At 74.2% G+C, this 19,763-nt stretch carries 14 protein-coding genes and 1 pseudogene; 5 read left to right on the top strand and 10 right to left on the bottom strand.

What is annotated here, in order from left to right:
- Positions 1-40: 40 nt before the first annotated feature.
- On the bottom strand, positions 41-799 hold the full coding sequence (locus tag HS045_RS21335) for an MBL fold metallo-hydrolase (RefSeq protein ID WP_196453214.1): 759 nt from the start codon (positions 797-799) through the stop codon (positions 41-43).
- Positions 800-1,028: 229 nt separating this feature from the next.
- On the opposite strand from HS045_RS21335, the gene HS045_RS21330 reads away from it, so the two are divergent.
- The gene (locus HS045_RS21330; protein WP_196453213.1) at positions 1,029-2,036 is read left to right on the top strand and encodes a hypothetical protein; all 1,008 of its coding nucleotides are present in this window, start codon (positions 1,029-1,031) and stop codon (positions 2,034-2,036) included.
- Between the two features lie 170 nt (positions 2,037-2,206).
- On the opposite strand, the gene HS045_RS35905 is transcribed toward HS045_RS21330, so the two are convergent.
- The gene (locus tag HS045_RS35905) at positions 2,207-3,442 is read right to left on the bottom strand and encodes a flagellin (protein WP_196453212.1); all 1,236 of its coding nucleotides are present in this window, start codon (positions 3,440-3,442) and stop codon (positions 2,207-2,209) included.
- Positions 3,443-3,749: 307 nt separating this feature from the next.
- Here HS045_RS35905 and zwf point away from each other — a divergent pair, with 307 nt between their 5' ends.
- Positions 3,750-5,243 carry a glucose-6-phosphate dehydrogenase gene (gene zwf, locus HS045_RS21320; RefSeq protein WP_230884520.1) on the top strand — a complete coding sequence of 498 codons (1,494 nt, stop codon included), beginning with the start codon at positions 3,750-3,752 and terminating at the stop codon, positions 5,241-5,243.
- Between the two features lie 9 nt (positions 5,244-5,252).
- Here zwf and HS045_RS21315 read toward each other — a convergent pair whose 3' ends face one another.
- Positions 5,253-7,871 (bottom strand): ATP-binding protein, encoded by a 2,619-nt coding sequence (locus HS045_RS21315; RefSeq protein WP_196453211.1) that lies wholly within the window; start codon positions 7,869-7,871, stop codon positions 5,253-5,255.
- Positions 7,872-8,058: 187 nt separating this feature from the next.
- A complete protein-coding gene (locus tag HS045_RS21310; RefSeq protein WP_196453210.1) occupies positions 8,059-8,973 on the bottom strand; it encodes a LysR family transcriptional regulator in 915 nt (304 codons plus the stop codon).
- On the opposite strand from HS045_RS21310, the pseudogene HS045_RS21305 reads away from it, so the two are divergent.
- Positions 8,964-9,944 (top strand): annotated as a pseudogene (locus tag HS045_RS21305) (DMT family transporter); the annotation flags it as partial. The gene HS045_RS21310 and the pseudogene HS045_RS21305 overlap by 10 nt on opposite strands.
- Before the next feature lie 46 nt (positions 9,945-9,990).
- Here the strand turns inward: HS045_RS21305 and HS045_RS36235 are convergent.
- The 4 genes from HS045_RS36235 to HS045_RS21290 form a co-directional block, all read right to left on the bottom strand.
- The gene (locus tag HS045_RS36235; protein WP_307827633.1) at positions 9,991-12,048 is read right to left on the bottom strand and encodes an alpha/beta hydrolase; all 2,058 of its coding nucleotides are present in this window, start codon (positions 12,046-12,048) and stop codon (positions 9,991-9,993) included.
- Entirely contained in the window at positions 12,039-12,671 is a 633-nt protein-coding gene (locus HS045_RS21300; protein ID WP_196453208.1) for a TetR/AcrR family transcriptional regulator, read from the bottom strand. The genes HS045_RS36235 and HS045_RS21300 overlap by 10 nt, the downstream gene beginning before the upstream one ends.
- Before the next feature lie 259 nt (positions 12,672-12,930).
- On the bottom strand, positions 12,931-13,872 hold the full coding sequence (locus tag HS045_RS21295) for a siderophore-interacting protein (RefSeq protein WP_196453207.1): 942 nt from the start codon (positions 13,870-13,872) through the stop codon (positions 12,931-12,933).
- A gap of 50 nt (positions 13,873-13,922) precedes the next feature.
- Positions 13,923-14,702, bottom strand: a complete 780-nt coding sequence (locus HS045_RS21290) for a CHAP domain-containing protein (RefSeq protein WP_196453206.1) — start codon at positions 14,700-14,702, stop codon at positions 13,923-13,925.
- Between the two features lie 231 nt (positions 14,703-14,933).
- On the opposite strand from HS045_RS21290, the gene HS045_RS21285 reads away from it, so the two are divergent.
- The gene (locus HS045_RS21285) at positions 14,934-15,383 is read left to right on the top strand and encodes a hypothetical protein (RefSeq protein WP_196453205.1); all 450 of its coding nucleotides are present in this window, start codon (positions 14,934-14,936) and stop codon (positions 15,381-15,383) included.
- 93 nt (positions 15,384-15,476) lie between these two features.
- Here HS045_RS21285 and HS045_RS21280 read toward each other — a convergent pair whose 3' ends face one another.
- Both HS045_RS21280 and HS045_RS21275 read right to left on the bottom strand, forming a co-directional pair.
- Positions 15,477-17,015, bottom strand: coding sequence for an FAD-dependent oxidoreductase (locus HS045_RS21280; RefSeq protein WP_196453204.1), 1,539 nt, complete (start codon positions 17,013-17,015; stop codon positions 15,477-15,479).
- A gap of 30 nt (positions 17,016-17,045) precedes the next feature.
- Complete coding sequence (locus tag HS045_RS21275; RefSeq protein WP_196453203.1) at positions 17,046-18,773, bottom strand: sensor domain-containing diguanylate cyclase; 1,728 nt, start codon at positions 18,771-18,773, stop codon at positions 17,046-17,048.
- A 187-nt stretch (positions 18,774-18,960) separates the two neighbouring features.
- On the opposite strand from HS045_RS21275, the gene HS045_RS21270 reads away from it, so the two are divergent.
- Positions 18,961-19,716, top strand: coding sequence for a helix-turn-helix domain-containing protein (locus tag HS045_RS21270; protein ID WP_307827632.1), 756 nt, complete (start codon positions 18,961-18,963; stop codon positions 19,714-19,716).
- Positions 19,717-19,763 lie beyond the last annotated feature (47 nt).

The following is a 19,763-nucleotide window of genomic DNA, read 5'->3' as shown; positions in this document are numbered from 1 at the left end:
CGGCGGCGGAGCACGCCTCCGCGCCGTCCGGTACGGCCGGTCAGCCCGTGGTGCAGCGGGCCAGTTCGGCGGCGTCGTGGGCGCTGAAGACCCGGACCCGTTCCGGTAGTTCCCGCAGCCGGACCAGGTTGGCCATCCGCTGGGCGTGGTCGACGGCGATGAGCCGCTGGGCGAGGCGCAGCGTCAGCGGGCAGTGCGGCGGCGCGGAGAGCTCCCCGTGGAACCAGTAGGCGTCGCCGGCGTGCAGCAGCCAGCCGTCCCCGGTGTCCACGGCCACGCCGGAGTGGCCCCGGCTGTGCCCGGCCAGCGGGACCAGCGCCACGCCCTCCACCCCGTCCAGGGGGCGGGCCCGCAGGCCGTACAGCTCCTCTCCCGCGTCGTCGTAGAGGGCCCAGTCGGGGCCGTGCGCCCACTGGGCGGGCAGGTAGCGGCGCCGCTGGGCCGCGCCGCCGCCGGGGCGGGTGGCCGCGGCCAGTTCGGCGGCGTGCACGTGGACGCGGGCGTGCGGGAAGTCCCGCAGCCCGCCGGCGTGGTCGGGGTCCAGGTGGGTGAGCACGATGTGGCGCACGTCGCCGGGGTCGAGGCCCAGGTCCCGGATCTGCCGTACGGCGGACTCGGCGGGGTCGAGGGAGGGCCGGGCCGTGCGCAGGAAAGTCGCCTCCAGGCGGTCCTCGCCGAGGGCGAAACCGGTGTCGACCAGTACCAGGCCGTGCGCGGTCTCCAGGAGCAGGCAGTGGGCGACCATGCGCGGCGCGGCCGGCGGGGTCATGGTCCCGCAGTTGAGATGACGGACCTTCATCTGTTCATAGTGTCCTCTGGAGAGTGATCCGGACAGTGCGTGCCGGGCACCCGGCGTGCACGGCCGCCGCGCCCGGACATCGGGGGGATCCGGGACCCCGTCCGCCCTGGGCGGCGGCCGCGCAGGCCCGCATGGCCGTATCCGGCGAAGCCGCCGACCCTGCGAGGACTTTCCGTGACAGAATGTTCACGCTCTGCGATTCCCGGGAAACTGGATCACCGGAGGTGACGTGCAGGACGACCCCGCCACCGCGGCACGACGCGGCCGCATGCCGTACGGTCCCGCCTCTCATGCCGGGGTGGACGACCCCCACGGCCCGGACGGCGGGCCGCCCGCCGGCCCGGACACCGGGCCGCCGACGGCTCCGCAGCGGGCCGTCACCGCGTCCGCCGCGATCCCGGTGCCGGGGGCCGGGGGCCGTGCGGACCCGCCCGGGGAACGGGTCCTGCCTCCTCTCTTCCGGCCCGCCACGCCGCAGGCCGTACCGGAACCCGGGCATGGGCCCGCCGGGGCCCGGAGGCGGCTCCACCGCGGCCGCCTCGTCCTGCCCGCGCTGATCGGCGTGTTCGCCGTCGCGGCCGCCCTCGGCGGGTGGTCGTCCACGTGGAGCCGTCCCGAGCCGTCCGCCGCGACGGGGGCCGCCGCCGAAGCCGCCCGGAAGGTGTCCCCGCCGCCCCGCGCACCCGGGGAGCACGCGCGGCCGGCGCCCCGGTCCGCGATCCCGCCCCGGTCCGCGATCCCGAGGCGGGCTCCGGCCGATCGGCGCAGCGCGTCCGACGACCGGGGGGAGGACCCGGCGACGTCCGGTGAAGGCCACCGCGGCGACCGCCGCGCCTGGTCCGCGGGAGTGCCGCCGCGGATCGGCGTCCGCCCGCCGGCGGGGACCGGCCGTTCGACGGGGGCCGGCGGCCCGGCGGGACCGGTCGCCGGCACCGCCGGGGCGGGCGGTGGGAGCGGCTCGGCCGGAACCGCGCCGCGAAAGGCCGCGCCGCGAAAGGCCGCGCCGAGAAAGAGCACGCCGCGAAAGAGCACGCCGCGCAGAACCGAGGCCGCGCCGCGCGCCGGGAGCCGCGGCGGCCCGGAGCGGCCCGCGGCCCGGCGGGAGCGCGACCGCCGGCCTCCGTTCCGGCCGGCTCCGGGCCCCGGACCGCGGTGGATGCACCAGCCGGACCCGTGCGCGCACTACGAGCCGTTCCAGCGGCCGTACTGCCGCTCCCTGCTGGACGCCGGCCGCTGAGCGGCGCGGACGCCGCCGCGTGACGACGAGCAGACCCTGCGCAACCTGGCGGCCTGCGTCGCCGGGCTCACCCGGAGCGAGGCCACGCCGAAGGGAGCGGAGGGCCGCGCATCCGGAGCCGCGGCCTGTCACGGAGGGCCGCGCATCCGGAGCCGCGGCCTGTCACGGCGTCAGCCCAGGAGTTTGAGCACGGACTGGGGCGCCTGGTTGGCCTGGGCCAGCATCGAGGTGCCGGCCTGGGACAGGATCTGGTTGCGGGTGAAGCCGACCATCTCCTGGGCCATGTCGGTGTCGCGGATGCGCGACTCCGACGCCGACAGGTTCTCGATCGCCACGTTCAGGTTGTTGAGCGTGTGCTCGAACCGGTTCTGGTACGCGCCGAGCCTGGCCCGCTGGTCCGAGACCTCCTGGATGGCACCGTCCAGGGCGTCGATCGCCCGCTGGGCGTCCCCGGTCGAGTTCAGGGTCGTGGCGGCGAGCCGTAGGCTCCCGGTGTCCATCGCGGCGATGGAGACCTCGATGCGCTCTTCGGCGGCGTTGTCGGCACCGACCTGGAACACGCCACCGGGGCGGGACCTGGTCACCGGGACCGAAGGAGAGGTGTCCACGATGCCGACTCCGACGTTCCCGCCGGAGTTGGCGATGGAGAAGGCGTTCTTCCCCTCGACCTGGAAGGTGTACTGATCGTCGTTCGGGTCGAAGGGGTTGAGGCCGTTGCTCACGAACTCGTAGGTCAGTTCGACTTCGTCGCCGACGCCGCCGGCGTCCTTCAACGCGGTCTCGATACCCTGGTTGACGGCGTTGGTGTAGCCCTGCGGGTCGTTGGGGAACATGCCCACCCCCGGGATGGTCACCGTGACCGTCTGCTGGACGCCGGCGATCGTGGCGGTGAGGTCGAACTGGTCCGCCGGAGTACCGCCTGCCAGGACGGGGGTGGCGTAGATGCCCGCATGCGTCCTGCTCGTGTACTCGTCGTGGTAACTGCCGTCGAGCAGCTTCTGGGTGCCGAACGACGTGGTCTCGGCGATCCGGTCGAGCTCGGTCTTGAGCTGGCCGAACTCCTTGTTCGCCGCCTCCTGGGCCTTCGCGTCCTGCGAGCCGCCGTTGGCGGCCTGGACGGAAAGGTCACGCATACGCTGAAGGACGGAGTGCGTCTCGGTGAGCGCGCCTTCAGCGGTCTGCACGACCGAGACACCGTCCTGCGCGTTGCGGACGGCGACCTTGAGGCCACCGGTCTGGGCGCGCAGGCCCTCGCTGATGGACAGGCCGGCCGCGTCGTCCGCCGCCCGGTTGATGCGGTAACCGCTGGAGAGCTTCTCCAGCGACTTCGCCATCGCCCCGTCGTTGACCGACAGGTTCCGGTAGGCGTTCATGGCGCCGATGTTCTGGTTGATGCGCAGACCCATGATGTTCTCTCCTTGACCAGGTCTTCGCCGGTCCATCCGTGGCCCGGCCGATCAGATCCATCGGTCGGACCCGGAGGCGGTGGAACTTGCCGGGGGCCCTGCACCGGAACCGCAACGCGCGGCCGGGAGCGGACGGGCGCCGGCGATCGGGGGCCGGTACCGCTGCATCGGGCGCACGGGGGCCTGGGCTACGTTGGCTCTGCCGCCTGCGGGGCCGTCCGCGCGGCCCGGCCACCACGCCACGGGTGTCCGTCGAAGAGGGACGAGCCCGACGGCTCGCCGTCACGGAAGGCGAATCATGTACGGGATGCCCCAGATGGTTCAGGAGCGCAGCGCCCCGCCGGCCACGTTGGTGATCTTCGGTGCCTCCGGTGACCTGACCCGCCGCAAGCTGCTGCCGGCGGTGGACACCCTGGCCCGCCACGGCCGCCTGCCCGACCAGTTCGCCCTGGTCGGTGTCGCCCGGACGCCGATGAGCGACGACCAGTTCGCGCAGAGCACCCTCGGCGGGCTCGGCGGACGCGACCTCGCCGAAAAACGCCAGCTCGCCGGCGGCATCCGCTATGTCGCCGGCGGCTACGACGACCCGGACACCTACGAGCGCCTCGCCGAGACCCTCGGCGAGCTGGACGCGGTCCGCGGTACCTCCGGCAACCGGCTCTTCTACCTGTCGACCCCAGCGGGCGCGTTCGAGCCGGTGATCAACGGACTGGCCGCCGCCGGGCTCAACCGCGCCCGGGAGGGCTCCTTCTCCCGCCTGGTCATCGAGAAGCCGTACGGGCGGGATCTGGCCACCGCCCGTGAGCTGGACGCCGTCGTGCACCACGCGTTCGACGAGAACCAGGTCTTCCGCATCGACCACTACCTGGGCAAGGACACCGTCCAGAACGTGCTCGCGCTGCGCTTCGCCAACTCGATCTTCCAGCCGATCTGGGACCGCTCCTGGGTGGACCACGTGCAGATCACCGTCGCCGAGACCCTCGGCGTCGGCACCCGCGGCGGCTTCTACGAGCACGCCGGCGCGATGCGCGACATCGTGCAGAACCACGTGCTCCAGGTCCTCGCGCTCGCGCTGATGGAGCCCCCCGCCTCGTTCGAGGCCGAGGGGCTGCGCAACGAGAAGGTGAAACTGCTGCAGGCGATCCGGCTCCCCGGCGACCGCGACCTCGCCGACGCCGCGGTCCGCGGCCAGTACACCCGGGGCGGCACCCGCGAGGAGCTGATGGCCGGCTACCGCGAGGAGGCCGGCGTCGACCCGCTGTCCCGCACCGAGACGTACGCGGCGATGCGCCTGACCGTGGACAACTGGCGCTGGGCCGGGGTGCCGTTCTACGTGCGGACCGGCAAACGGCTGCCGGCCCGGCTCACCGAGGTGGCGCTGCAGTTCCAGCGTCCGCCGCACCTGCCGATCCCGGACGACCAGCTCACCGGTCTCGACGCGGACGCGCTGATCCTGCGGATCCAGCCCAACGAGGGCATCTCGCTGCGCTTCGGCGCCAAGGTGCCGGGCCACTCCTTCCGGGTGCGTACGGCCAGCATGGAGTTCTCCTACGACCAGACGTTCGTCGAGGAGTCCCCGGAGGCGTACGAGCGTCTGCTGCTCGACGCCCTGATCGGTGACGCGTCGCTGTTCATCCGCAGCGACGAGGTGCAGGAGTGCTGGCGGATCGTCGACCCGATCATCGAGCGCTGGGAGAAGGACGACTCGCCGATCCCGACGTACGAGGCGGCCTCCTGGGGTCCGGCCGACGCGGACCGGCTCATCGGCCGCGACGGCCGTCGGTGGCGCAACACGTCCTGAGCGGACGGCTCACCGCCGCCGGTGCTGCCGGGCCGGAGGCGGTGGTCGTCTGCGGGACCGCCGCTCGGGCGGGTGCGCGGCCGCGGCGGACAGGACCAGGCGGACCCGGGTGCCGCGGCCGGGCCGGCTGTCGATGCGCAGGCTCCCGCCGTGCATGTCGGCGATCCTCCGGACCAGGGCCAGGCCCACGCCGGTGCCGCCGATCGCCTGCTGCTCGGCGGTGCCGCCGCGGTAGAAGTCGTCGGAGACGTGCTCGAGGTCGTGCGGGTCGATGCCGGCGCCGGTGTCGGCGACCTCGATCGCCGGGGCCGGGCCGGCGGTGACGGTGACGTCGATCCGGCCGCCGGGCGGGGTGAACTTGACCGCGTTGTCCAGCAGATGGGCCAGCGCGTGCCGGATGCGTCCGGCGTCGGCCCAGGCGGTCGCCCGCGCAGGGGCGTGCACGGCCACGGTCAGGTGCTCGGTGCGCCCCTGAGCGGTGATCGCCTGCACGGCGTTCTGCGCCAGGGCGACCAGGTCGGTCTCGGAGGGGGTGAAGGCGGCGTTCCCGGCGTTCAGGCTGGCCATCAGCAGCAGCTCGTCCAGGAGCTGGCCCAGCCGGGTGCTGTTGCGGTCGATGACCTCCAGGAAGCGGGCCTGCGTCGCGGCGTCCAGATCCCCTTCGCGGATCAGCTGCAGGTAGCTGTGGATCGAGGTCAGCGGGGTGCGCAGTTCGTGGTTGACGGTGCGCAGGAACTGGTTCTTCACCTCGTCGATCTGGCGCAGGCGCTCCACCTGCCGCCGGTGCTGGGCCAGCAGGCGTTCGCGCTGCTCGGCCAGCTCGTGGCGGTCGGTGACGTCGGTGGAGATGCCGTCGACGAACAACGCCGCGGCCTCGCGGCGGGGGACGCCCCGCGTCCAGATCCAGCGGGTGACGCCGTCCAGGCCCATGATGCGGCATTCGAGGCCGGCCGGCTCCCCGGAGCGCAGGGTGTCGAGGAAGGCGGTGTACGCCGCCCGGTCGTCGGGGTGGACCCGGCGGGCGATCAGCTGGACCGTGTCGACGCCCTGCGGCGGCGGACGGCCCAACACCGTGGCGGCCTGCCGGTTCCGGTACACCGCGTGGATCGCACCGTCGGCGGCCACCTCGGCGCTCCACACGTCGTCGTCGATGCGGGACAGGACCCGCTCGAACCGGCGGCGGCTCTCGGCCAGGGCGAGGGCGAGCTCCTCGGCGCGGCGGCGCTCCATGTACCGGCCCACGTGGGCGCACACCCCGTCCAGCAGGCCGGCCAGATCGTCGTCGGGCTGCTGGGGGTGGTCGCTGGCGAAGGCCAGCACACCCAGCACCTGCTCACCGCTGCGCACCGGCAGGGCCAGGGCCGAGCGCAGGCCGGCCCGCAGCCCGGCCCGCACCCGGGGGGAGCCGTCCGGCTCGGCCGCGGTGTCGGCGACCCAGGCCGGCTCACCGCGCTCCCAGGCCAGCCCGGGCAGTTCCTGCCCCCGGGCGAAGACGTCCGGGTGGTCGGCGGTGAAGGACGACAGGTCCCGGCCGGGCCTGGTCCAGGAACCGATGCGGGTGATGACCGTCTCGTCCTCGACGACCTGCCAGTACTCGCCGTAGGCCCACCCCAGCGCTTCGGTGACCGCGGCGGCCACGCCGGTGGCGGCCTCCTGGCTGGAGGCGGCGTCGGCCAGGGCACGGGTGACGGACTGCTGGGCCTCGCGCAGCAGGGCGATGCGGTGGGCGTCGGTGATGTCGTGGCCGGCGATCACCGCGCCCAGACGCCGCCCCTCGGGGGTGTCGATGGGCCGGCCGTTGACCAGGAAGCGGCGCGGCCCGGCGTCGGTGGGAGTGATCACCTGCTGGCCGGTGAAGTGCTCGCCGGCCCATGCCCGGGCCAGCGGCATCTCCTCGATCGTCAGCGGAGTCCGCCCGTCGGGGGCGTACAGCCGGTAGGTCTCCAGCCAGGAGCGCACGTCGGCCGGCGGGCTGTCGGTGTGCAGGCTTTCCCGCAGCGGCCGGTTGATCACCAGCCGGCCGTTCTCGTCGCAGGCCATCACCGACACCTCCAGGCTGTCGAGCAGGGCGCGCAGGAAGGTGCGCTCCTGCTGCCGGTGCGCCGTCGCCTGCGCGGCCTCGGCCCGGGACAGCCGCAACGCGATCTCCGGTTCGATCACGGCGGCCAGATCCTCCAGCGTCTGCACCTGTTCGCGGTCCCAGGCGCGGGCGGTGGCGTCGATCACGCACAGCGCGCCGATCACCTGCTCGCCGGGAGCGCTCAGCGGCACTCCGGCGTAGGCCGCCGGCCGCCCGCCGGAGTGCTCGACGAGATCGTGCCAGCGGCCGTCCCCGCGGGCGTCGTCGATGACCAGCGGTGCGCTGTCGGCCACGACGTGCCGGCACAGCGACCGCGCCAGAGGGTTCTCCCGCACCGCCTGCGGATCGGGCACCCCCGCCGTGCTGATGACGACCTGCCGGTCCCCGGTGATCAACGACACCATCGCGACCGGTACGTCCAGCAGCCGGGTCGCCATCCGGGTCACCCGGTCCAGCACCGGCACCGCCGGGGCGTCCAGGAGACCGGTGGCGCGCAGCACCCGCAGGCGTTTCGGGTCACCGATGCGTTCTCGATCGTTCGCTCCCATGACCCACCCCCTATGACTTTCCTACCCATGTGGGGGATTTCACCAGAGGTTTCGTGATGACATCGATGTCAGGTTGCGAACCGGCCGGTCGCGGTGGCGCGGGCGCATCCGAATGAGCGCGGGGTAGGGGACGGCAGGTCGGACCGGCGCGGCCGGGGAGCCGGTCGGGCGCCGGCCACCGGAGGCGTCAGCCGATACGGCGCACCTGATCGGTCACGGCCTCCAGGAACGCGCTCAGCGCGGGAGCCATGGGTCCCTCCCGGGTGACCGCGACGAGGCGGCGCCGGACGTCGGCTTCGGCGACATCGCGGACCGCCAGCGCCGCATCCGCCGCCGGCAGCGTCAGGACCGGCAGCAGGCCGACGGCCCCCGTGGTGCGCACGAGTTCGAGCTGGAGCTCCGCGTCGTTGGAGCGGTGCCGCACGTCGGGCTCGTAGCCGCCCAGGGACCGGCAGGTCCCCACCACCATGGCGTGGTGGCCGGTCCCCGCGTCCGAGGCCACCCAGGCCTCCTGGCGCAGCGCGGCCAGAGCGACGGGTCCTTCCCGCCGGGCCAGCGGATGCGCCGGTGGAAGCACCAGCTTGAGCGGTTCCTCGTGCAACGGCGTGAACCGCAGCCCGGCCGGCCGGGGGCGCGGGTGACCGTCGTACTCGTCGCTGACGACCAGGTCGACCGCTCCCAGGCGCAGACCCGGCAGCGCCTGCTCCAGTTCGAGCTCGCAGACCTCCACCCGCACCAGCGGGTGCTCGGGCATCATGCGGGCCACGGCGGGCACCAGCAGGCGCCGCGCCGCCGACTGCAGACCGCCGGCGCGCACGGTGCCGCGGATCTCGCCGCCCAGGGCCGCCAGATCCGCCGCCGCCACCTCGGCCGCCGTCAGCAGGACCCGCGCATGCCGGGCCAGCAGCCGTCCGGCGTCGGTCAGCCGCACACCGCGCCCGGCCTTCTCCAGCAATCGCGCGCCGACCTCCTTCTCCAGGACGCTCAACTGCTGCGAGACCGCGGACGGGCTGTAGTCCAGGGCCGCCGCGACCGCGGCCAGCGTGCCGCGCTCCTCGAGCTCGCGCAGCAGCCGGAGCCGGCGGAGATCAAATGCGATCATGCATGAATGCTAACGAATCAGGTCGAGAAATCATCGCTGGACATGATGAGTCGCAGCCGCCGATGCTGGAGGGCATGGGTCCCGCACTGTGTCTGTTGTCGGCGGCGTGCTTCGGCGCCATGGCGGTCTTCGGCAAGCTCGCCTACGCCGCGGGCGTCTCACCTGCGGCGCTGCTGCTGGTGCGTTTCGGCCTGGCGGCCGCCGTACTGGCGACGCTGCTGCTCCTGCGGCCGGGGCTGCGCCGCGGCCCCTCGCCCGCGGCGCCGGAGCCGCGCCTGGGCCCTTCGCCCGCGGTTCCGGCGTCCCGCCCCGGCCGCGCGAGCGCGGGCGTGCTGGGGACGGCTCTCGGGCTGGGGGCGATCGGGTACGCCGCGCAGGCGAGCCTGTACTTCTCGGCGCTGGAGCGGATGGACGCCTCGCTGCTCTCCCTGGTCTTCTACACCTATCCGCTGCTGGTCACCGTGGGGGCCGTCCTGCTCGGCCGCGACCGCCCGACCGCCGGACGGGTCGCCGCGCTGGCGGCCGCGTGCGGCGGAACGCTGCTCGTCCTGCTCGGCGCCGGCGGGCCGGACGTCGACCCGCTCGGCGCGCTTCTGGCCTTCGGCGCCTCGATGACCTACACCGTCTACATCCTGGTTTCGGACACCGTCGTGCACCGGCTGCCACCGGTGGTGCTCTCCGCGCTGGTGATGACGGGGGCCACCGCCACCCTGGCCGTGCGCGCCCTGCTCACCGGCGGCGTCGACCTCGGCTTCGGCGTGCGGGGGTGGGCGTGGCTGGCGTGCATCGCCGTCGTGTCCACCGTCGTGGCGATGCTCACCTTCTTCGCGGGCCTGCGACGCACCGGTCCGTCGACCGCGGCCATCCTGTCGACCTTCGAACCGGTCGTCACCACGGCGCTGGCCGCACTCACCCTGACGGAGTCCCTCACCCCGGTGCAGCTCGCCGGCGGTCTGCTCGTCCTGTCGGCCGCCGCCGTCCTGCAGGTCCGGCCGGGCGCCGCGGCCCGGGTACGGATCACAGGAAGTACAGGTGCCACCACGCCAGGAACCCGGCGGAGACCGCCGCGGCCAGAAGGTGGGCCGCCGTCGGATCGCGGAGGAACCCGCCCGCGGCCGGCCCTCGGGAGGCGCGAGCGGCCCGTGCCCGCCAGGCGGCCCACAGCGTGACGGCGAGACCGGCCCAGGCCGGCAGGCCGTACCACGGCACGGCGGCGGGGATCCCCACCCCCAGCACGACCTCGTTCTCGGCGGCCACGCCGTACAGCGCGTCGGCCGTCAGCCCGGCCAGGGCCAGCCCGCACACCCCCGCCGCCAGGGCGGGCAGGCGCCGGCGCGGGCGGGCCAGTCCCACGCCGAGCTGCACCAGCCCGGTCAGGACGAACAGGCCGAAGGGCAGCAGCGTCCAGGGAGCCCGCTGCGCCCGGTACACGGCGGTGGTGAGGTGGATCCGCCCCGGTCCGATCACCGGGTGGGCGGCCTCGGCGGGGTCGCAGGGCGGGGCCGCCGAGGGATCGGCGACGAAGGCGGCGATGGTCCGCCGGCCGCACCGGTTCGACAGGAACACCGCGTGCCCGACTCCGGCGAACTCCGTGAACCGGGCGTTCGGCAGCGCCCGGGCGGCGGGCTCCGCGGTGCGGGTGGGCGTCGTCGGATCGTACTGACCGCCCACCACCAGGACGGGCGCCGCGGTGACGGCCTCGGGGGCGGGTGCGGGGGGCAGCTTCCAGGCGTCGCACACCGCCTGGTCGTGCACCACGGTGAACAGCTGCGGCCGCGCGGGCGCGAAGGCGTTGTGGGGCGCCTCGTCCTGGCACTGGACGGCGTGGTAGAGGCCGAACTCATGGCTGGTCAGCCCGGGGCCGGCCGCGTCGGCCAGCGGCTGGAGCAGGTCGTCGCGACCGGCCGCCAGCCCGTCGATCAGCACGGGCACGATCGGCACCACGTCGACCTCGCGCAGGGCCTCGCCGATGACGGTCGCCGCGTCGTCGCCGGTCAGCCGGACGGTGAGCGGCCTTCCGGTCAGGGGATCGTCCGTCGTGACGACCGCCGGGTCGCGGTTCAGCCGGTCGACCATCCGCTCGAACCGCGCCGGCAGATCCGGCCAGCCCTGGCCGGCCAGCTTCCCGATCGCCTCGGTCAGATCGCGGGAGACGTCGTCGTACCAGTCCTTGCCGGCCGGCAGGAAGGAGTCCAGCACCACGGAGCGGGTGCCCTCCGGGTCCGCGGCGGCGGCGGCGAGCATCGAACGGGTCGAGTAGCTGACCCCGAACAGGTTCCACCGCGCGTATCCCAGGGCCCGGCGCAGATCCACCACGTCGGCGGCGATCTCCCCGGTCCGGTACCCCCGCAGGTCCGCTCCGAGCCGGTCGCGGCACGCCTTCGCCCCGGCGGCGATCACACCCTTCTCCTGCCCGGCCTGGCCGGGGGTGACGAGGGTGTCCAGCACGGCGCGGACCGTCTCCGGGCAGCCGAGCCGGGGCCGCGACCACGCGCTGCCGCGCTGCTCCAGCACGACCACGTCGCGGTCGCGGAACATGTCGGCGAGGTGGCCGGTGAGGGGGATCGAGCCCGACGCCGGACCGCCGCTGGTGTAGACGACCGGGTCCTCCCTGCGGTCGGCGGCGGTCGAGCGGTGGACGGCGAAGCCCACCTTGACGGTGGGCCCCTCCGGCACGTCGCGCCGCTGCGGGACCACCAGGTATCCGCATCGGGTGCCCGGCGGGACCCGCACCGGGCACGGGTGGTCCTCCACCGCCGGCGCCCCGCGCACGAAGGACGCGGTGAAGGACACCGCGGGGGAGGAGGCGGGGGACACCGTGGTGGTGGAGGTGGTGGAGGTGGTGGAGGTGGTGGAGGTGGTGGAGGTGGTGGAGGTGGTGGAGGTGGTGGAGGTGGTGGAGGAGGAGGAGGTGGTGGAGGAGGAGGTGGTGGAGGAGGAGGCGGAGGCGGGGAGCGGAACGGCGGGACGGGGCGGCGGGACGGCGGCCGACGCGCCGGGCGCCGGCCCGCCGGCGACGGTGAGGAGGGCGAGGAGTGCGGAGGCGGAGCCGATGACGGCGCCTTTCACGGACACGTGGGGGGTTCCTTCCGGTTCAGCGCGCCGTCGAGCGCGCCGGCCACGAGGCGTTCGGCATAGGCGCGGTCCACCGGGGCGCCGGTGACCAGGACGCGGTAGTAGAGGGCGCCGGCGAGCTGGTCGAGGAGCACGGCGGCGTCGAGATCGGCCCGCAGTTCCCCGCGCAGGCGCGCCCGCTCGATGAGTCCGAGGGCCAGGGCGTTGCGCCGGGCGTAGACCTGGCGGCCCATCTCCCCGATGTCGTCGTGGCGTGCGCCGGCGGCCACGAGTTCGGCCACGACCCCCGCCGACCGGTCGTCGCGGTCGGCGGGTCTTCCGGCCGAGCGCATGCGGTTGAGCGCGTCGGCGATCTTCTCCATGTAGCCGGTCAGGTCCCGGCGGATGTCGCCGGTGTCGTCGATGCGGTCGTCGTCCTGGAGCCGGGCGACCACCGCGACGGCCAGGTGGTCCTTGGTCGGCCAGCGGCGGTAGAGGGTGGTCTTGGCGACGCCGGCCCGTTCGGCCACCTCGTCGATGGACAACCCGGGGTAGCCGCGCTCCAGGAGCAGTCCGGCGGCCGTCCGCAGGATCCGCTCGTCGACCTGTGCGTCACGCGGGCGTCCCCGCCGGGCCTGGTTCATCCCGCCCTCCTTTTCGCTACTACAGTAGCGTAATAACGGAAGGTGCGGGGCGGGTCGGCGCGGCTCCGTGGCCGTCGCCGGGGTGACGGAATCCGATCACGGCCGCGGAGGCGGCCACCGCGGCGGCGGCGGGCGCCTGGAAACGGGGCCGGCCCGCCTCGGCGCCCTCTCCGGGGCGGGCGCCTGACCGGCGAGGCGGGACGCCGCGCGACGCGTCCCGGCACCCCGGAGAGGACCGGTGGGACGGGACGGGCCGCCCTCAGTCTCCCTCGGTGCGTCCCAGCCGCCAGTAGCCCATGAAGGCCACCGAGGAGCGGTCGATCCCGGCCTCCTGCACCAGGTGGCGCCGGAGCAGCTTGACCACCCCGGCCTCGCCGGCCAGCCAGGCGTAGAACCCGCCCGCGACGGAACCGGTGGGCTGGGGGACCTCCCAGAGGATGTCCGCGTCCACGTCGACGTCCTCCAGCGCGGTCGCCGCGCCGGGGGAGACCTCCGGCGCGGCGAGCTCGCGGACGGCCTCGCGCACCGCGGGAACCAGCAGCTCGCCGTGGCGGGCCCCGTCGCGGGGCAGCCAGGTGACCCGCACGCCCGGCGGGACGTCGAGCGGCAGCGCGTCGGCGGCCTCGGGGACCTCCAGCAGGAGCCGGACCCGCACCTCGGAGGAGAGGCCCTCGGCGATCGAGCAGATCGCGGGGACCGCGGTCTCGTCGCCGGCCAGCAGGAACCGGTCGGCCCCGGGCGGCGGCGCCCACTCCTGGCCGCCGGTCGGGCCGGAGAACTCCGCGTTGGGGCCGAGCACCGCGAGCCGGTGGCCGGGGGCGGCGTAGGTGGCCCAGCGGGAGGCGGGGCTGGCGTCGCCGTGCAGGACGAAGTCGACGTCGAGCTCGCGCAGCTCCGGCCGTACGGCGCGCACGGTGTAGGTGCGGATCGGGTTGCGCAGGGCGTCGGGGAGCATCCGCCAGCGTCCGTACCAGGCGTCGTCGTCGCCGAGCGGGGTGAGGGTGCCGTCGGCCAGGGGAAGGACGATCTTGATGCGCTGGTCGAAACCGCACGGGGCGAAGGCGGCCAGGTCGTCGCCGGTGAGGGTGATCCGCACGAAGCTCGGGCTGAGCCGGTGCGAGCGCAGGACCTGCACGTGGAAGAAACGGTAGGCCGGGATCTCCCTGGCCTGATCCGGGGCCGGGGCGCTGTTCACGGTCATGGAATCGCCTTCTGTCAGGAGGTTGCACGACCAACTTAGCTTTGCCTAACCTAATCGATCAAATCCCGTCGGTCCCCTCCGGTGCGTCGGTGCCCGGACCGCCGCCGGTGCCGCCCGCTCGGCGCGGGGCGCGGCCGCCGGCGGGCGACGAGGAAGGCCCAGCCGAGCACCAGGACGGTCAGCACCGTCAGCGGAGCGGGTTCCAGGAGCGCGGGGAGCGCGCCGTCGGCGTCGGACAGGGTCAGGGCCGTGGTGTCCGCGGCGGGCGCGGGGCGCACCTCGATCGGCCTGCCCGCCTGCGCCGCCTCGTCCGCCCCGTCCGCCCCGTCCGCCCCGTCCTCCCCGTCCTCCACGGAGGGCCGGACGAGGTTCTCCCTGACCTTGCGCGGCAGTCCGTAGCCGACGACCTTCTCCTGGTCGCGGACCTTGCGCTTCAGCCAGACCCGGTCGACGTTGGCCTCGATCGTGTGGATCGTTCCACCCTCGACGCGCTCCACGATGCCGACGTGGTCGATGCCCCTGATGTCGTCGCCGCCCGACCAGTCGAAGAAGACCAGGGCCCCGGGCTCCGGTTCGGCGGTCCAGGCGCCGTTGGTCTCGAACCAGCGGGCGTGCGAGGGCGTCCAGGCGAACCGGCCGACGTAGTCCGTCACGTCCGCCTGCTCCGCCGCCCAGGCGATGAACATGTCACACCAGGGGGCCGTGCGGTACCGGGGGTCCCGGACGGTGGCCGAGTACCACTCGCCGAACTTGGTGTGCTGTCCGGGGCGCTCCCGGTACCCGAGTTCCGCCACCACGACTTCCAGCAGTTCGTCGCCTATCGGATCCACGCCCGCCCGTCACTTTCGTCCCCCGCCCTCCGAAAAGGGGTCATCAATCGACAAGGCTGGACTTTATTCCGGTAAACCCTGACAAGAGGGACGATCGGCTGACTGATACCGAGTTCGATGGATGGGAAGCGGTGGAGCGGCCCGCGGTCTACCATCGCCCGTCACGGGCCGCCGTCGCATCCCGGTCGAATAGCATGTGCGCGACACCACGCGACGGGAACGGGCTCCTCCATGTTCGACGACAAGACGCAGGAGACCCTGCGCCGCCTGCTGGATCTCGCCGAGCACCCCGCCACCCCGCAGGCCGAGCGGGCGCTGGCCCTCGCCCGGGTCCGGGCGCTGGTCATGGTCCCGGACGGCGACGCCCGCCGCGCCCCGGTGACCCCGGGGATGGAGGCGGGCATCCTCAAGGGGATCACCCCGCTGACCCGCAGGGTGGACGGGGACCTGGTCGACGAGGTCCACGGCGACCTGTACGCCTTCAGCACCCGCTACCGGGTGATCGGCGAGGTCGCCGACGAGATGGCCCGCGTGCTCGAACGCTGGGCCGCGACCGTCCCGGCCAAGCGCCACCGGCACGAGGAGGCGGTCCGCGTCACCGCCGCCAAGCTCGCCTACCTCCTGCAGCGCAGGGACCTGTTCCGCGGCTCCCGGCGGGGCGCCCACCAGCGGCAGAGGTGACCCCCGCCTCGCCTCGCCCCGCCCCGCCCCGTTCCGTCCGTCCGGCCGGAACGGGGCGGGCCGGAGCGGAGGAGGCCGGGCGGTGTCAGCCGGTCATCCGGTCGCCTCGCGCTCCGTCTCGGCGGCCGGCAGCTCCATCCGGTCGAGGGGCTCGGTGGCCGGTCCCTGCAGGACCGAGCCGTCCACGCCGAACCGCGAGCCGTGGCAGGGGCACTCCCAGGTGCGCTCGGCGTCGTTGAAGCCCACCACGCATCCCAGGTGGGTGCAGACCGCCGAGACCGCGTGGACCCGCCCGTCCTCGTCGCGGTAGACCGCGCAGCGCTTCCCGCCCACCTTGAGGACCGCACCCTGCCCCGGGCCCAGCTCCTCCAGCGCGCCGGCCGATCCGGTGCCCAGCCGGTCGCCGACGAAGTGGGCGGCGACGGCCGCCTGCATCTTCAGCGCCGGCCCCGCCTCCCGGAGCGGGTGCAGCCGCCGGGGGTCGTAGAGCCGGGTCCACGACCGCTGCCGCCCGCGGATCAGATCCGTGAGCAGCAGGCCCGACATGACGCCGTTGCTCATGCCCCAGCCGCCGAACCCGGTGGCGACGTAGACGTGACGGGCGCCCGGGTGGAGCGGTCCGATGAAGGGCAGCCCGTCGGTGGTGTGGTTGTCCTGGGCCGCCCAGCGGTAGGCGACCTCGGTGGCGCCGAACCGCTCGGCCGTCCACGCGGCCAGCCGGTCGAACCGCTCGCCCACCCCGCCGGCGCCAGGTTCGAACTGCTCGCCGGTGACGATCAGCAGCCGCCGGCCCTCGCCGTACGGCGCGGTCCGCACGGAGCGGGTGTTCTGCTCGGTGGTGATGAACATGCCGCGCGGGTCGGCGCCGACCGGGATCGGTGCGGCGACGACCAGTTCGCGGTGCGGCTTCATGCGGGTGAACAGCATGGCGCGGTCGAACACCGGGTAGTGCGTGGCCACCACGACGTCCCGGGCCGTGACGGTGGCCCCGCCCTCGGTCCGCAGGCTGCACGGCTCGCCCTCGTCGAGCGCCACGACGCGGGTGCCCTCGAAGATCCGCACTCCGCGGGCGGTCATCGCCTCGGCGAGGCCGAGCAGGTACCGGCGGGGGTGGAACTGCGCCTGCCCGTCCACCCGCACCGCCCCGGCGACCGGGAAGGGCAGGGGCGGTGCGGTCGTGAACTCCGCGGCCAGCCCCGCCTCCGCGGCGGCCTCGGCCTCCCTGCGCAGCTCCTCGACGCCGTCCTCGGACTCCACGTAGGTGTAGGAGGGGAGCCGCTCCAGTTCGCAGTCGACGCCGAGCTCGGCGGCGGTCCGTGCCACGTGCTCGACCGCCTCCGTCTGGGAGGTGGCGTACAGCCGCGCGGTCTCCGCCCCGGCGGACTTGGCCAGCCTGGCGTAGATCAGCGTGTGCTGGGCCGAGAGCTTGGCCGTGGTGTTCCCGGTGACGCCCTCCGCGACCCTCCCGGCCTCCAGCACCGCCACCGACAGGCCCTCCTTCACCAGTTCCCAGGCCGTGCTCAGCCCGGCGATCCCGGCGCCGACCACGGCGACGTCGACCTCGAGGTCCTGGGTGAGCACCGGGTACGGCCGGCCCGCCGCCGATTCGATCCAGAAGGATTGCGTAGTCATGCGCGGCTCCTGCCCGCCAGACGGCGCCTCTCACGTCCGGACGGCCCCCGGGGGCGGCGGCGAGGGCGTTCCCGCTCCCATTCCCATTCCTGCTCCCGCTCCCGCTCCCGCTTCCGTCTCCGCTCCCGTGAAGGCCTCGTCGAACGGCACCGGGCGCCGGGACCGCCGGCGTTTGGACGCGTACATGGCGGTGTCGGCCTGCGCGATGAGGGCGTCGCCCGTGGAGCCGGGCATGGAGCACGTCACCCCGATGGCCGCGCTGAGCCGTGCCGTGCCGCCGGGCAGCACGACCTCGCCCTCCAGCGCCTCGGCGACCCGCTCGGCGATGGCGGTGACCTCCGCGGGCAGGTCGAGCCGCGGGCAGATCAGCAGGAACTCGTCCCCGCCGATCCGCCCGACGACGTCGTCGCCGCGGAGCACCCCCCTGATCCGGTTCGCCGCCTGCACGAGCAGCTCGTCGCCCGCCGCGTGCCCGAGGGAGTCGTTGACGGACTTGAACTCGTTGAGGTCGATGAAGATCACTCCGGTGCGCCGGTGGTCCTGCACGCTCAGCTCCCGGTCGAGGATCGCGAGGCTGGAGGCGCGGTTGTGGCAGCCGGTGAGATGGTCGAACGTCGCCCTGATCCGCAGCTCCTCGCGTGAACGCACGCTCTCGGTGATGTCGCGGACGCAGATGAGGGCTCCGGGCGCGCCCTCCTCATCCGACAGGCCGATCAGGGTCATCGTGCAGCGGCGCGGCTCCCCGCGGGCCGCGACCGGCTCGACGGCGACCTCGAGTTCGCGGTCGGGTCCTCCGCGCAGCACGTGCTCCAGCGCCGTGTCCAGCATCATGCGGTCACGGTCGGCGACGCTCGCCAGCTGCTCCTGAGCGGTCCTGGCCGCACCGGTGCCGAGCATCGCGGCGAGCAGGGAATTGGCGTAGACGACGGAACCGTCCTGCCCGAGCTGCAGCAGGCCGATGGGCAGCGAGTCGGCGAGCCGGCGGAACAGGTGCTCGCGCTGGCCCAGCGCCTCGTAGGCGGCCATCTCCTCGGAGATGTCGCTGATGTGGCTGACGATGACGGCGTCGGCGAGTTCGGCCGCCTGCGGATAGATGTTCTCGATCTCGATCCAGAGCCAGCCGCCGTCCGCGCAGCGGTGGCGCACCCGTGACCGCGACCCCTGCCTGGTGCCCAGCATGTCGAGCCAGCCGGCGATGGAGCGGTGCACGTCCTCCTCATGGAAGAAGTGCGTCGACCGGGAACCGATCATCTGCTGCCGGGTCCAGCCGAGCATCCGGGTCACCCGGTCGTCGATCTCGGTGATGACCCCGTCGAACTTCTTGAGCATCCGGCCGGAGCGCGGACGCAGGGACGCCAGCGACTGCTCGATCGAGGTGCCGGAGACGGACCCGTCGTCGTCGAGAGGCACCAGGACGCAGACGAAAACGCCGTAGCGGTGCCGCATGTCGATGGCGGTCACCTTGTAGTGACGGTCCGGTTCGTCGTGCAGGCGGGCGTCGAGCGACGCCACCCCCGTTCTGGCCACGCGCTCCCACGTCGTGAGGGCCGGCACCACGTCGTCCGGGTGCAGCAGCTCCAGCATGTTGGCCCCGCCCTCCGGCACGGGGACCAGCCGGTCGTCACCGAGGCCGAGCGCCGCGGGAACCGGTACGCGCCGCGCGTCGGGCGCCAGGGCCACGACGCGTCCGTGCGGGTACTCCAGAAGCCCGGCCAGGGTCCTGTCCCGGGCGTCGAGGGATTGAACGTGCTCGGTCATGAAGGTCCCATCGGCACCGGACGGAGCGTCCTGAGGCCCCGGTCGGCCGGCGTCCGCCGCCCGGCCTCGCACCAGGGCGGCCCGGCCGGGCCCCACTAGGGTTGACCGGGTCGCCGGACCTCCCGTCCGGCCACCCGGCCGGCGCCGACGAGCACCGCGAACGAACGCACCAGGAAGACCCCGCGACGTGACACCACTGGACACACCTTCCGGCACGACCTCGATGACCCCGGCCGAGGCCGGGCGCGACCGGCGGGCCGAGCGGATCCTGGACGCCGCCGCCGAGCTGCTGGCCGTCCAGGGATGCCGACGGGTCACCGTCGAGGACGTCGCCCGTCGCGCGGGCGTCGGCAGGGGCACCGTCCACCTGCACTTCGCCACGGAGGAGGCGCTGTTCCTGACGGTGCTGATGCGCTCCCTGCGGTGGATGACCGGGCACCTCGTCCAGGACGCGCGGGCGGATCCCTCCGCGGCCCTGCTCAGCGAGCTGGCCCGGTCGGCCTACCTCCTGATCCACCACGACCCCGTCGCGCGGACGGTCCTCACGGCCGACTCCGAGGCGCTGGGCGCGCTGCTCGGAAGGGCACCCGCGCTGCTCGGGGACCTCGTCGAGACCGCCGAGCGGGTCGCCGACGGCTGTTTCGAGGCGCTGCGCGCGCACGGCCTGGTGCGCACCGACACCCCGCTCCGGCTGCAGCGCCACGCGTTCGCCGCCGTCATGACCGGTTTCCTGGTGAGCGGGCCGGCGGCCCCGGGGGAGGAGCCGGGCGTCGCGGCGACGGCGGGCGTGCTCGCCGGGGTCGTGCGCTCGGCGTTCGAGCAGCCCCCCGGTCCCCGGGCGGCACCCGCGGCGGTGCACGCGGCGGCGGCCGAGGTCGTCGCCCTCGGCCGCCGCCTGCACGACCGGCTGCACGAGGAGATCGTGCGCCAGAAACTCGCCTGACGTCCACCGGGACGTCCGCGAGGGGAAGACCATGGGGGGAGGGCACG

This window comes from Planomonospora sp. ID82291, from assembly GCF_015711645.1.
GTDB lineage: Bacteria > Actinomycetota > Actinomycetes > Streptosporangiales > Streptosporangiaceae > Planomonospora.
This window is presented reverse-complemented; position numbering and strand designations above follow the sequence as displayed.

Bases quoted from the DNA above. Each gene is read 5' to 3' on its own strand.
- HS045_RS21335 (WP_196453214.1), bottom strand. From the start codon at position 799: ATGAAGGTCCGTCATCTCAACTGCGGGACCATGACCCCGCCGGCCGCG.
- HS045_RS35905 (WP_196453212.1), bottom strand. From the start codon at position 3,442: ATGGGTCTGCGCATCAACCAGAACATCGGCGCCATGAACGCCTACCGG.
- zwf (WP_230884520.1), top strand. From the start codon at position 3,750: ATGCCCCAGATGGTTCAGGAGCGCAGCGCCCCGCCGGCCACGTTGGTG.
- HS045_RS21315 (WP_196453211.1), bottom strand. From the start codon at position 7,871: ATGGGAGCGAACGATCGAGAACGCATCGGTGACCCGAAACGCCTGCGG.
- HS045_RS21310 (WP_196453210.1), bottom strand. From the start codon at position 8,973: ATGATCGCATTTGATCTCCGCCGGCTCCGGCTGCTGCGCGAGCTCGAG.
- HS045_RS21300 (WP_196453208.1), bottom strand. From the start codon at position 12,671: ATGAACCAGGCCCGGCGGGGACGCCCGCGTGACGCACAGGTCGACGAG.
- HS045_RS21295 (WP_196453207.1), bottom strand. From the start codon at position 13,872: ATGACCGTGAACAGCGCCCCGGCCCCGGATCAGGCCAGGGAGATCCCG.
- HS045_RS21285 (WP_196453205.1), top strand. From the start codon at position 14,934: ATGTTCGACGACAAGACGCAGGAGACCCTGCGCCGCCTGCTGGATCTC.
- HS045_RS21280 (WP_196453204.1), bottom strand. From the start codon at position 17,015: ATGACTACGCAATCCTTCTGGATCGAATCGGCGGCGGGCCGGCCGTAC.
- HS045_RS21275 (WP_196453203.1), bottom strand. From the start codon at position 18,773: ATGACCGAGCACGTTCAATCCCTCGACGCCCGGGACAGGACCCTGGCC.